Below are 12,553 nucleotides of genomic sequence, written 5' to 3' on the forward strand. Positions count from 1 at the left end.
CTAAGCCTGCTATCAGTTATACCACCCTGAGACGAGCGCGCCACACCCGTTGTCTATACTCAACATTCACAGACAACGGAGTGCGCCATGCCTTTACCCGATTTCAAATCCTCTGAACCGTTCACCCTTGGCATCGAGCTCGAACTGCAGGTGGTTAACCCGCCGGGGTACGATCTCAGCCAGGACTCCTCCGCGCTCATCGCCGCCGTCAAAGACGACATCAAAGGCGGTGAAGTCAAACACGATATCACCGAAAGCATGCTCGAAATCGCCACCGGCGTGTGTCAGACCATCGACCAGGCAGCGGCGCAGTTTTCGGTGATGCAGCAGAGCATCCTGCGCGCGGCGGCGGAGCAGCATATCCAGATCTGCGGCGGCGGGACGCACCCGTTCCAGAAATGGCAGCGCCAGGAGGTGTGCGACGACGAGCGCTATAACGTCACGCTGGAGCGCTTTGGCTATCTGATTTTGCAGGCGACGGTATTCGGTCAGCACGTTCACGTCGGCTGCCGGACCGGGGATGACGCCATTTACCTCCTGCACGGCCTGTCGCGCTTTGTGCCGCACTTTATTGCCCTGGCGGCCGCCTCGCCGTACATGCAAGGCACCGACACGAAGTTCTCCTCGTCGCGGCTCAATATCTTCTCCGGGTTCCCGGATAACGGACAGATGCCGTGGGTAAACAGCTGGCAGGAGTTTGAAGGGCTGTTCCGCCGCCTGAGCTCCACCAGCATGATCGACAGCATCAAGGATCTGCACTGGGATATTCGCCCCAGCCCGCATTTTGGCACCGTGGAGGTGCGGGTGATGGATACGCCGCTGACGCTCGGCCACGCGATTAACATCGCCGGATTGATTCAGGCCACGTCGCACTGGCTGCTGACCACGCGGCCGTATAAGCATCAGGAACGGGATTTTCTGCTCTACCGTTTTAACCGTTTTCAGGCGTGTCGCTACGGGCTGGAAGGCATCCTGACGGACGTGCATACCGGGGAGCAAAAAACCGTGGCGGAAGACATCGCCTGGCTGCTGGAGCAGGTGGCGCCGTCGGCCGATAAGCTCGGTGCCACAAGCGCAATCAATGAAATTGCCCTGCTGTTAAAGCAGGGCAAGAGCGAGGCGCAGCGCATGCGGGACTTTATCGCCGACGGCGGCTCGCTTATTTCTCTGGTGCAGAAGCACTGCGAGCTGTGGGCGACGAGTCCGTAAGGCCGTGCCCCCACTCGCGCAGGCGCTGGAACAGCACGAACAGCGCCGGGATAAACAGGATCCCCACCACGGTCGCCACCAGCATGCCGCTGAACACCGTGGTGCCGATGATGCGGCGGCTCTGGGCACCCGCCCCGGTCGCCAGCATCATGGGCAGAACGCCGATGATGAACGATACGGCGGTCATCATCACCGCGCGGAAGCGGCGCGAGGCCCCTTCCCGCGCGGCATCGACAATCTCCATTCCGTCCAAACGCCGCGCGCGGGCGAACTCGACGATAAGAATCGCGTTTTTGGCCGCTAATGCTATCAGCAATACCAGACCAATCTGCACGTATACGTCGTTGGCGTAGCCCGCCATCCACAGCCAGACCAGCGCCCCGCCGAGGGCGAACAGCACCGAGAGCATCACGCTCGCCGGGAGCGTCCAACTCTCGTACTGTGCGACGAGGAACAGCCACGCCATCACCACCGCCGCCAGCACAATCCAGATCGCCTGATTGCCTGTCTGCTGCTCCTGATACGACATGCCGCTCCAGGCGTAGTCGTATCCGGCCGGCAGGCTCTCTGCCAGAATATCGCCCATCACCGCCATCGCGGTGCTGCTGCTCACCCCAGTTGCTGCAGAGCCGCTCACCGAAACGGACGGGAACTGGTTGTACTGCTGCAGGAACGGCGCGCCGACGGTCGGCGTGATGGTGACGAGGTTGCTCAGGCGCACCCGCTCGCCGCTGTTGCTGCGCACGAACAGCTCGCTGATTTGTTCGGCGCGCTCGCGCCACTGCATCTCGTTCTGCATCACCACGTGGTAGACGCGGTTGTTGATGCTGAAATCCCCGGCGCGCGTGCCGCCAAAGGCGGTTTGCAGGCTGCTGAAGATACGTGACACCGGCACGTCGAGGCGGGCGGCACGCTCGCGGTCAACGGTCAGCGTCAGCTGCGGCACGTTGCTGCTCCAGGTGGTGAACACGCGGGTCAGCTGCGGGTGCTGGTTGGCTTTCGCCAGCACCTCACGCGTCACGCGCTCCAGTTCTGCCGGGCTCTGCCCCGCCTGAGCCTGGATGCGCAGGTCAAAGCCGGAGGCGTTGCCCAGCCCCGGCAGCGTCGGCGGCGCGAAGGTCATGATGGTGGCTTCCGGCAGGGCCAGCAGCTGGCGCTGCAGGGTGCCCATCACCTCTTCCAGCGGTGGACGCTCGCTCCAGTCCTTCAGCATGATGGAGATAAACCCGCCGTTGGAGGCGCTGGTGCCGTTGAGGATGTTAAACCCGGAGACCTGAATCACGTCCTCCACCGCCGGATGTTTGGCGATAAGCTCGCGCGCGGTGGTCATCACCGCTTCGGTCCGCTCCAGCGAGGCCGCTTCCGGCAGCTGGACGCTGGCGAAGAAGTAGCCCTGGTCCTCCTGCGGCAGGAAGCCTTTTGGCATCGACGTAAAGCTGAACAGCACGACTGCCGCCGCGCCTGCGGTGGCCAGCAGCGCCAGCCACGGACGCAGGTTTAAGACATTCACGATGCGGGTGTAGAAACCGCGCGTGGCGTCCAGCCCGCAGTTAAAGGCGCGATAAACGGCCGCCGGTTTCTCCGGGCGCGGACGCAGCAGCATCGCGCACAGGGCGGGCGTCAGGGTCAGCGCTACCAGGCTTGAGAGCGTCACGGCGGTGGAGAGCGTAACCGCGAACTGGCGGTACAGCTCGCCGACAATCCCCGGCAGCAGCGCCACCGGCACAAATACCGCCAGCAGCACCAGCGTCGTCGCGATGACCGGCCCGGCAATCTGGCGCAGCGCCAGCGCGGTCGCCGCCGTGCGGCTCTGCCCTTCCGCCATCAGCGTTTCGACGCTCTCCACCACCACGATGGCGTCATCCACCACCATGGTCAGCGCCAGAATGATGGCAAACAGGCTGAGCGTGTTGGCGGAGTAGCCGAGCGTATAGAGCACCGCAAAGGTGCCCACCAGCGACACCGGAATGGCGAGGGCGACAATCAGCGTCGCGCGCCAGCTCTGCAGGAACAGGGAAACGACCACCACCACCGCCAGCATCGTCAGCGCCAGCGAGACGCCGATCTCCTTAATGGTCGCGGCAACAAAGGAGGTGGTGTCGAACTTCACCTCGTAGACCAGGTCGTCCGGGAAGCGCGTCGAGAGGCGCTCCAGCTCCGCGCGCACCGCGTCGGCCACGCGCAGGGCGTTGGCGGACGGCGTCGGGTAGATGCCGAGGTAGGCGGAATCGTGCCCATTCAGCTGCGCGCCGGAACTGTAGCTGCGCGAGCCGAGCTCGATGGTGGCGACGTCCTTCAGGCGCACCAGCTGGCCCATCTCCCCCGCGCGAATAATGATGTCGGCAAAGTCTTCGGCCAGGCTTAAGCGCCCCAGCCCGTTGATGGTCAGGGTCTGCTGCTGGCCGTTAAACACCGGCGGCGTGCCCACCTGGCCCGCCGCACCCTGCACGTTCTGCTCGCGCAGCGCCTGCGCCACGTCGTCGGTGGTGACGTTCAGGGCGTTCATGCGGTCCGGACGCAGCCAGATGCGCATGCTGTAGTCACGCGCGCCAAACATCTGCACCTGCCCCACGCCGGGCAGACGCGACAGCGCCTCGCGCACCTGGGTGCTGGCGTAGTTGCTGACGAACAGCGGCGTGTGGGTGTTGTTCGGTGAGTAAAGACTTACCCCCATCATCAGGTTGGTGGCGCGCTTGCGCACCTGCACGCCATTTTGCTGCGCCTCGGTCGGCAGCTGCGCCACGGCCTGCGCCACGCGGTTTTGCACGTCGATGGCGGCGAGATCCGGATCCGTGCCCGCCGCAAAGGTAATGTTCAGGCTGTAAGTGCCTTCGTCCGAACTGGTGGACTCCATGTAGAGCATATGGTCCACGCCGTTCAGCTGCGTCTCCAGCGGCGTGGCGATGGCCTCCGCCACGTCAGCCGAGCTGGCGCCCGGCCAGCTGGCAGAGACGTTCACCACCGGCGGCGCGATCTGCGCGTACTGCTCCACCGGAATAATCCTCAGCGCAATGGCCCCCAGCAGGGTGATGACCAGCGCAATCACCATCGCGAAGCGCGGGCGTTTGATGAAAAACGTCAGCATGATGGCTCCTTAATTCAGTATCTGGACGGCAGCGCCGGGCTGCACGCGCTGCGCACCGTCAGTAATCGCTCGCTCACCGGACTTCACGCCGGATAAAATCCGGAACTGCTGGCCGATCTGTCCGGCGACCTTCAGCGGGCGCATTTCGGCTTTACCGTCAGCGTTAACCACCCAGGCAAAGAACCCGTCGCCGTTCTGCTGGACCGCGGCGGCAGGCAGGGCCAGCACCGGCTGCTCGCTTGCCGGACGCAAAAACACGTTCACATTGCCGCCGGGCAGGAGCTGATGGCGCGGGTTGGCAAACTCGGCGCGCAGCATCACGCTGGCGGTACGCGGGTCAATGCGGTTATCCACTGACGTCAGCTCGCCGCTGACGCGCTGGCCGTTGCTGTCGATCAGCGCCTGCCAGGCACGCTTCATGGCGTTGATATCCGCATGCTGTCCGGCTTTGGTGGAAAATGCCCCCTCTTCCAGCGCAAAGGCGATGCGGATCGGGTCAAGCTGCACCACCTCCACCAAAACGCCGCTCGCTGGGTTGACCAGGCTACCCACGTGGAAGCTGCTGTGGCCCACGCGGCCGTCAATTGGCGAGGTGATTCGGGTGTAGCTCAGGGTGACGTTGCGGGCTTCGATCCGGGCCTTCGCCTGCTCGAGAGCGGCACTGGCGACGTCGCGCTGCATGCGGGCGTTGTCCACGTCGTGACGGCTGATGGCGTTGCTGCTGCCCAGGCTTTCAAAGCGGGAAAGCTGCTGCTGCGCCTGGCGCAGCGTGGCTTCGGCGCTTTTCACTTCGGCCTGCGCCAGGCGCAGGGCTGCGCGCGGCTCGGCGTCGTCCAGCTCAAACAGCACGTCGCCTTTTTTCACGTACTGCCCGTCGCGGAAGTTAATTTTGGTAATCATGCCTTCCGTACGCGCGCGCAGCTCAACGGTGTGGATGGCTTCGATGCGGCCCGGGATCTGGCGCTCGGCGGCGTGGGCGGTCTGCTCCACGGTGGCGACGCGAACGGGGATCGCGGCGGCGAAGACGGGTTGCAGGGTACTGACAAGAAGTGCGAACAGGAGTGGAAGTTTCATGGGAGTACCTCAGCGTTGTCTCCCCTCACCCCGGCCCTCTCCCCAGAGGGGCGAGGGAGAAAACCGAGCCCAAGGGAGAGTACCAGACTGTCCCCTCTCCCTTGTGGGGAGAGGGTTAGGGTGAGAGGTAAAGTTTTAGTTATGCAGCCTTACGGAACCTGCGGGTCAGTCGCTTCTCGATTTCGACGACGAAGAACATCACGCCTGCAACGACCAGTGTCACAAACCAGTAGCGCAGCGGCAGGGCTTCGGTACCGAACAGCATCTGCATAAACGGCAGGTAGATAATCGCCGCCTGGAGCAGGAACAGCACGCCCGTCACCAGCCAGATCCCTTTGTTCGCCAGCAGGCCACGGTTGAGGGAGAACCCTTCGGTGTTGCGGCAGTTAATCATGTACACCCACTGGGCGCAGACCAGCATCTGCAGCAGCACGGTGCGGATGAACTCCGCGCTGTGGCCGCGCGGGGCGAGCCAGGCTTCCACTGCAAAGGCGGCGATGGCAATCATGGTGCCGACGAAAGCCACGCGCCACACGGCGTAGGCGTCCATTACGTGCTGCCCGGTCTGGCGCGGCGGGCGGCGCATAATGTTGCGCTCGGCAGCTTCGAAGGCCAGGCCGAAGGAGAGCGTGGCGGAGGTGGCCATGTTCATCCACAGAATCAGCACCGGCGTCAGCGGAATAATGTTCCCCGCCAGCAGCGCAATCACAATCAGCAGCCCCTGCGCCAGGTTGGTCGGCATGATGAACAGAATGGTCTTCTTCAGGTTGTCGTATACGCGACGCCCCTCTTTCACCGCGCTGGCGATGGTGGCGAAGTTATCGTCCGTAAGGACCATATCCGCCGCCTCTTTGGTCACTTCCGTGCCCTTGATGCCCATCGCGATGCCCACGTCCGCCTGACGCAGCGCCGGGGCGTCGTTTACGCCGTCGCCGGTCATGCCAACGATTTCGCCTTTGTCCTGCAGCGCTTTCACCAGGCGCAGCTTATGCTCCGGGCTGGTGCGGGCGAAGATGTCATACTTCACCGCGGCTTCCGCCAGCGTGGCGTCGTCCATCTTCTCCAGCTCGTAGCCGGTGACCGCCTGCTCGCTGTTGGCGATCCCCAGCATCTGGCCGATGCTCATCGCCGTCTGCGGGTGATCCCCGGTGATCATCTTCACGCGGATCCCCGCCTGCTGGCAGGCGTTAATCGCATCAATCGCTTCCGGACGCGGCGGATCCATCATCCCGGCGATGCCGAGGAAGATCAGGCCGTGGCTAAGGTCGTCGTGCGTCAGTTCCTGCTCGCCGTTCGCTGGCTTGAACGCCGCGGCGACCATGCGCAGCCCCTGACGCGCATAGCGCTCCATCTCACTTTCCCAGTACGTGCGGTTGAAGGCTTCCGTACCGTGACGGGTCTGCTGCTGCGAACACAGGGCAAAAATCACGTCCGGCGCGCCGGTGATCAGGATCTGCTCCTCGCTGCCAATCTGGTAGTGGGTGCTCATGTACTTGTACTGCGAGTCGAACGGGATCTTGTTAACCAGCGTGGTCATTACCGGCTCAAGGCTGGCCTTCGCCGCCAGCACCTTCAGCGCGCCCTCGGTCGGCCCACCGGTGATGCCCCACAGGCCGCGCTCGTCCTGAATCAGCTGGTTATCGTTACACAGGTCGATGGTACGCAGGTACTGCTCCAGCACGGTGCCCGGCTGGATGTGGACCGGCTCGTCGCTACCTTCCAGATAGATGTTGCCTACCGGCTCGTAGCTGTTGCCGTCCACGCGGTAGCAGGCGTCGGCGGTGATGATCGCTTTAACCGTCATCTCGTTCATGGTCAGGGTGCCGGTTTTATCCGAGCAGACCACGGTCATCGCGCCTAGCGTTTCAACCGTCGGCAGCTTGCGGATAATCGCCCGCTTGCGCGCCATCGCCTGCACGCCCAGCGAAAGGATGATGGAGATGATTGCCGGCAAACCTTCCGGTACGGAGGCAACCGCCAGGCTAATCAGAGAGAGCAGGAGCTCGCCCATCGGGATCTCGCGGAACGCCAGGCTGAAGACAAACAGCGCGGCCATCATCGCCAGAATAATCACAAAAATCGCTTTACCCAGCTTGTCCATCTGCACCAGCAGCGGCGTACGGTGCTTTTCGATACCCGCCATCATCTGGTTGATGTGGCCGAGTTCCGTATCTTTACCGGTCGCGGTGACCACACCGATACCGCCGCCCGCGCTGACGGTCGTCCCGGAGAAGACCATATTGGTGCGATCGCCCAGCGGTAATTCGCCGCTCAGCGGATTAACGTGTTTATCCACCACGGTGGATTCACCGGTCAGAATCGCCTCTTCCACGCGAAAATTATGCGCTTCGATTAAACGCATATCCGCCGGAATACGATCCCCCGCGCGTAATACAATAATATCGCCCGGGACTATTTCAGTTGTGGGGATTGTTTCGTGGTTGCCGTTACGAATAACGCGAGCTTCGCTGGCGAGCATATTACGAATACTCTTCAGGGATTTTTCCGCGTTGCTTTCCTGAATATGGCCAATTAAGGCATTGATTACCGCCACGCCCAAAATAACCAGCGTATCAACCCAGTGGCCCATTACTGCCGTTAATACGGCGGCGGCCAGCAGGACATAAATCAGCACATCATTAAAATGGGCCAGGAAACGCAGCCAGGCGGGTTTGCCTTTTTTCTCCGGCAGCGCGTTCGGCCCTGTTTTTTGCAGACGCGCCTGCGCCTCTGCACGGTCCAGACCGCTTGCCTGGCTCTGCGCATGTGCAAGCGCCTGCTCTACGGTCTGCTGGTATGCCAGCCCGCCGGAAGGCGGCACGTTAGGAGTCAATTTTTTTTCAGTCATCGTATTTTTCCTTCAATTTCCGGTGAACAGAAGCCTGAATTCCTTTCGGGCTTAAATAAATTCATTTTAAAGTCTTGCGGGTAAAATTGATCCACCGCAATATAATGACTTCTCGGTTATTCAAAACTGATTAAAACTATTTCAATGACCCGATTTTTACAAAATATTTCCAAACCAATACTAAACGAGGGGGAACCATGTGGGGTATTTATCGCGGGCGCAGACTGGTGTTATACGTTATCGCGGCCATTGTTATTGCCACGTTAATTGGTTATAGCACCTATACATTTGTAAAATTACTTTCCTGATGCGGACGTTTATTTACATAACGCGATATTAATATAAACGCCGGGTCGTATGTTGTTATTTGTGCGCAGTAATAATGCCTTTGTTTTATTCAAAAAGGTCAGCGGGGCTGATATTGCTTTACGTTACAGAATGCCGGACAATGACATTTTTAACTGACGATTAACATTACGATGAAACACCCGCTAGAATCGCTGCTCACCGCAGGCGGCATTTTATTACTGGCCCTGCTTTCGTGCCTGCTGCTCCCGGCGCCTTCGCTTGGGCTGGTGCTGGCGCAGAAGCTGGTTCAGACCTTTCACATGGTCGATCTGAACCAGCTTTACACCATTCTGTTCTGCGTGTGGTTTTTACTGCTCGGGGCGATTGAATTCTTCGTGCTGCGTTTCGTCTGGCGACGCTGGTTTTCCCTGGCATCCTGAGCCAATAAAAAAGCCGGGTGGCGGCTTCGCCTTACCCGGCCTACACGCGAAAGGTTAATGTGTCTGGCTATGGTTCTCTTTACGGTACGCTCCAGGTGGCTGGTTGAACGTACGGGTGAAGATACGGGTAAACGTCTGCTGCGAGTCAAACCCGTAACGCAGGCAGATGTCATACACCCGGGCGTCGGATTCACGCAGATCGCGCGCCGCCAGCAGCAGCTTACGTTCACGGATATAACGCCCCAGACTCTCCCCTTTGTACTGCATAAATAGCCGCTGCAGGTGCCATTTCGAGTAACCCGCGTGGCGGGCTATCTCTTCAATTCGTAATGGCTGGTGCAGATTGTCGTCGATCCATTCGACGATAGTGTCGATGACTTGAGCGGAAATGGTCATACTGCTGTCCCCCTCTGCTTCTCGCTTAAACATTATTCCCACCACGCACGAAAGGTTTGTGCGCTGTCGCTTACCCGGACGGGCTCGCCCAGTTCCGGCGTCAGCAACCGATAATTTTTATCTTTGCTGGCTTTTGCCAGCTGGATCAGCGGATCGTTCCAGGCGTGTTTCGCCAGCACGAAGCGTCCGTTATGCCCCGGCACCACGGCTTTCGCGTTCAAATCCGCCGAGGCCTGCGCCGTTTCCTCCGGCAGCATGTGGATGTACTTCCAGTCCTGGTCGTACTGGCCGTTCTCCATGATGGCGACGTCCACTTCGCCAAACTGTTCACCGATGGCCTTGAAGTGCGGGCCGTAACCGGAATCCCCGCTGTAGTAAACATTCTGCTCTGACGTAACGAACATGAAGCTGCCCCACAATGTGCGATCGCGTTTGATGCCGCGACCGGAGAAGTGACGCGCTGGCAGAACGTGCACCGTCAATTCATCGCTGATGCTTACCGACTGGTTCCAGTCGCGCTCGTCAATAATCTCGGGCTTCATGCCCCAGTAACGCAGGTGGGACCCCACGCCCAGCGGCGTCACTACGCGTTTCACCTTCGGCAGTAGTGCCTTGATAGTGGCGTAATCCAGATGATCGTAGTGATCGTGCGAGATAATCAGCAGGTCGATCTCCGGCATGCTTTCAGCGCGCCACGGATACTCGCCGGCAAAGGCCTTATTGAGGAACGAGAACGGCGCGGCATAGTTGCCAAGCACCGGGTCAATCAGGATGCGTTTACCCGCGAGCTGCAGATACCACGAGGAGTGACCGAGCCACACAAGGGTGTTCTGCTCCAGCGGCAGGCTCGCAAGATCGGTTTTCACCAGCGGCAGCGGCTGGGCCGGGCGGGCGTTTTCGGTTTTTTTGGTCAGAAACTCCCACATCGCGACCAGCATATTTTTGTCACCGTTATAACCCGGCGTCGGCAGCGTGTTGTGGAATTTCCCCTCGCGATACTGTGGGGAGGCCTCCACTTCAGTGAGCCGTTCACCCTGCGGCGGCTGGCCGAATCCGGCATTCAGAACAAACGGTAAACTCGCGGCTGAAGCAATAATCATGATTAACACCACGCAGATGAAGAGAGGTTTTTTCATATCCTGACCCGAAAACGCGCCCCATCCGATAGCGTGCGCAGGGTAAACTTGATTATGAGTGAGTAAGCACTCATTATAGATATGATGATAAAGTCGTCAAGACGTTTTCGATCTTTGACATTCCGCGTTGCAGCGTGTCAAAGCACGTGTTTCAATCAGGGTTTTTATAATTGACAGGAGGAAAAATTTAGTGGCACGTCCGAAGAGTGAAGATAAAAAACAGGCCTTACAGGAAGCCGCAACGGTGGCGTTTGCACAGTCAGGTATTGCCGCCTCAACGGCGCTTATTGCCCGTAAGGCGGGCGTCGCCGAAGGCACCCTGTTCCGCTACTTTGCTACGAAAGACGATCTGCTGAATGCCCTCTATCTGCACCTGAAGCAAGATCTCTGCCAGACCATGCTCGCGAACCTCGATCGCACCATCACGCTGCCTAAAGAACATACCCGCAATATCTGGAACAGCTATGTGGACTGGGGTATTCGTAACCCCGTTGCGCATGCGGCGATCCGCCAGATTGGCGTCAGTGAAAAGCTGAGCACCGAAACGGAACAGGCGGTGAAAGAGATGTTCCCGGAGCTGCATGAACTCTGCCGCCGCTCGGTGCGTCAGGTGTTTATGTCTGATGAATTTAAAACGTTTGGCGATGCGCTTTTCTTATCGCTGGCCGAATCCACGATGGAATTTGCCACCCGCGATCCGTCCCGCGCCGTTGAGTTTAAAGCGCTCGGCTTTGAGGTGATGTGGCGCGGGCTTGCCCAGGAAGAGAGCGATGGACAGTAAAACGTTGCAGGAGCACGCAAAACGCGTGGCGCTGGAGCTGCCGTTCACCGAACACTGCTGGCCGTTTGGGCCGGAGTTTGACGTGTTTAAAGTGGGTGGAAAAATTTTCATGATTGTGGCCGTCGCGCACGGGCGGCCGCACGTCAGCCTGAAGTCAGACCCGGAAAAATCGCTGTTAAATCAGCAGATTTATCGCGGCGTTGAACCGGGCTATCACCTCAACAAAAAGCACTGGATTTCCCTTTACGGCACTGACGACGTGACGCCGGAACTGGTTACCGATCTCATTAATGATTCCTGGCATCTGGTGGTGGATAAACTGCCGAAAAAAGACCAGAAGTGGATCCGGCCGGTCTGATTGTTCGTCTGAGACGAACAGATTAAGCGCTCGAATTGCCCTTATCTTTTTCCGCGTCCCGCTGTAATCTGCTCACCTTTCGCGCCCGCACGCGGGCGAATTTCATCATCAGGAGTTGTTATGGATATCATTTCTGTTGCGCTGAAACGCCACTCCACCAAGGCGTTCGACGCAAGCAAAAAACTGACCGCTGAAGAAGCGGAAAAAATCAAAACCCTGCTGCAGTACAGCCCGTCAAGCACCAACTCCCAGCCGTGGCACTTCATCGTGGCCAGCACCGAGGAAGGAAAAGCGCGCGTGGCGAAATCCGCTGCGGGCACCTATGTGTTTAACGAACGCAAAATGCTGGATGCTTCTCACGTGGTGGTGTTCTGCGCGAAAACCGCGATGGACGATGCATGGCTGGAACGCGTTGTCGATCAGGAAGAAGCCGACGGTCGCTTCAACACCCCGGAAGCCAAAGCCGCGAACCATAAGGGCCGTACCTACTTTGCCGACATGCATCGCGTGGATCTGAAAGATGACGACCAGTGGATGGCGAAGCAGGTTTACCTGAACGTCGGCAACTTCCTGCTGGGCGTGGGCGCAATGGGCCTGGACGCGGTACCGATCGAAGGCTTCGACGCTGCGATCCTCGACGAAGAGTTTGGCCTGAAAGAGAAGGGCTTTACCAGCCTGGTGGTGGTGCCGGTTGGGCATCACAGCGTGGAAGATTTCAACGCCACGCTGCCGAAATCTCGCCTGCCTCTGAGCACGATTGTGACCGAGTGCTGATCCCTTCTGGCACGTCGGGTTCCGGCGTGCCTGTTTTCAGTGACGCTTTCTTTGGGTTATGATTCTTCCTTCGATAAAGTTCACAAATACCCCCAGCAATTTGTAACAGCATAGAAATACTTATTCATAAAATCCATCATATATTTTTTATATTATATTCTTTC

The 12,553-nt window shown here is 59.2% G+C and carries 10 protein-coding genes; 5 read left to right on the plus strand and 5 right to left on the minus strand.

Annotated features, from left to right (window positions below; genetic code table 11):
- The first annotated feature begins 87 nt into the window (after nt 1–87).
- On the plus strand, nt 88–1,209 hold the full coding sequence (locus USH94_RS08500; protein WP_111964467.1) for a YbdK family carboxylate-amine ligase: 1,122 nt from the start codon (nt 88–90) through the stop codon (nt 1,207–1,209).
- Here the strand turns inward: USH94_RS08500 and USH94_RS08505 are convergent.
- From USH94_RS08505 to USH94_RS08515, 3 genes are all read right to left on the minus strand, one after another.
- On the minus strand, nt 1,160–4,294 hold the full coding sequence (locus tag USH94_RS08505; protein WP_111964468.1) for an efflux RND transporter permease subunit: 3,135 nt from the start codon (nt 4,292–4,294) through the stop codon (nt 1,160–1,162). The two genes, USH94_RS08500 and USH94_RS08505, sit on opposite strands and share 50 nt — an antisense overlap.
- 9 nt (nt 4,295–4,303) lie before the next feature.
- On the minus strand, nt 4,304–5,368 hold the full coding sequence (locus USH94_RS08510) for an efflux RND transporter periplasmic adaptor subunit (RefSeq protein WP_111964469.1): 1,065 nt from the start codon (nt 5,366–5,368) through the stop codon (nt 4,304–4,306).
- Between the two features lie 139 nt (nt 5,369–5,507).
- Entirely contained in the window at nt 5,508–8,216 is a 2,709-nt protein-coding gene (locus tag USH94_RS08515) for a cation-transporting P-type ATPase (RefSeq protein ID WP_111964470.1), read from the minus strand.
- Between the two features lie 479 nt (nt 8,217–8,695).
- Here USH94_RS08515 and USH94_RS08520 point away from each other — a divergent pair, with 479 nt between their 5' ends.
- Nucleotides 8,696–8,944 carry a DUF1158 domain-containing protein gene (locus tag USH94_RS08520; protein ID WP_013097677.1) on the plus strand — a complete coding sequence of 83 codons (249 nt, stop codon included), beginning with the start codon at nt 8,696–8,698 and terminating at the stop codon, nt 8,942–8,944.
- A gap of 54 nt (nt 8,945–8,998) precedes the next feature.
- Here USH94_RS08520 and USH94_RS08525 read toward each other — a convergent pair whose 3' ends face one another.
- A complete protein-coding gene (locus tag USH94_RS08525) occupies nt 8,999–9,340 on the minus strand; it encodes a RamA family antibiotic efflux transcriptional regulator (RefSeq protein WP_010428317.1) in 342 nt (113 codons plus the stop codon).
- A 32-nt stretch (nt 9,341–9,372) separates the two neighbouring features.
- The gene (locus tag USH94_RS08530; RefSeq protein WP_111964471.1) at nt 9,373–10,476 is read right to left on the minus strand and encodes an MBL fold metallo-hydrolase; all 1,104 of its coding nucleotides are present in this window, start codon (nt 10,474–10,476) and stop codon (nt 9,373–9,375) included.
- 190 nt (nt 10,477–10,666) lie between these two features.
- On the opposite strand from USH94_RS08530, the gene USH94_RS08535 reads away from it, so the two are divergent.
- The 3 genes from USH94_RS08535 to nfsB all read left to right on the plus strand — a co-directional run bounded on the left by USH94_RS08535 (nt 10,667) and on the right by nfsB (nt 12,389).
- Nucleotides 10,667–11,257, plus strand: a complete 591-nt coding sequence (locus USH94_RS08535) for a TetR/AcrR family transcriptional regulator (protein ID WP_111964472.1) — start codon at nt 10,667–10,669, stop codon at nt 11,255–11,257.
- On the plus strand, nt 11,247–11,615 hold the full coding sequence (locus USH94_RS08540; RefSeq protein WP_023293103.1) for an MmcQ/YjbR family DNA-binding protein: 369 nt from the start codon (nt 11,247–11,249) through the stop codon (nt 11,613–11,615). The genes USH94_RS08535 and USH94_RS08540 overlap by 11 nt, the downstream gene beginning before the upstream one ends.
- Before the next feature lie 120 nt (nt 11,616–11,735).
- Nucleotides 11,736–12,389: an oxygen-insensitive NAD(P)H nitroreductase gene (nfsB, locus tag USH94_RS08545; protein ID WP_024906901.1), complete on the plus strand. Its 654-nt coding sequence runs from the start codon at nt 11,736–11,738 to the stop codon at nt 12,387–12,389.
- The last annotated feature ends 164 nt before the right edge of the window (nt 12,390–12,553 follow it).

This window comes from Enterobacter sp. 148H3 (assembly GCF_034107425.1).
Lineage (GTDB): Bacteria > Pseudomonadota > Gammaproteobacteria > Enterobacterales > Enterobacteriaceae > Enterobacter > Enterobacter vonholyi.

Excerpts from the sequence above, each read along its gene's own strand:
- USH94_RS08510 (WP_111964469.1), bottom strand. The coding sequence starts at position 5,368 with ATGAAACTTCCACTCCTGTTCGCACTTCTTGTCAGTACCCTGCAACCC.
- nfsB (WP_024906901.1), top strand. The coding sequence starts at position 11,736 with ATGGATATCATTTCTGTTGCGCTGAAACGCCACTCCACCAAGGCGTTC.
- USH94_RS08500 (WP_111964467.1), top strand. The coding sequence starts at position 88 with ATGCCTTTACCCGATTTCAAATCCTCTGAACCGTTCACCCTTGGCATC.
- USH94_RS08520 (WP_013097677.1), top strand. The coding sequence starts at position 8,696 with ATGAAACACCCGCTAGAATCGCTGCTCACCGCAGGCGGCATTTTATTA.
- USH94_RS08505 (WP_111964468.1), bottom strand. The coding sequence starts at position 4,294 with ATGCTGACGTTTTTCATCAAACGCCCGCGCTTCGCGATGGTGATTGCG.
- USH94_RS08525 (WP_010428317.1), bottom strand. The coding sequence starts at position 9,340 with ATGACCATTTCCGCTCAAGTCATCGACACTATCGTCGAATGGATCGAC.
- USH94_RS08530 (WP_111964471.1), bottom strand. The coding sequence starts at position 10,476 with ATGAAAAAACCTCTCTTCATCTGCGTGGTGTTAATCATGATTATTGCT.
- USH94_RS08540 (WP_023293103.1), top strand. The coding sequence starts at position 11,247 with ATGGACAGTAAAACGTTGCAGGAGCACGCAAAACGCGTGGCGCTGGAG.
- USH94_RS08515 (WP_111964470.1), bottom strand. The coding sequence starts at position 8,216 with ATGACTGAAAAAAAATTGACTCCTAACGTGCCGCCTTCCGGCGGGCTG.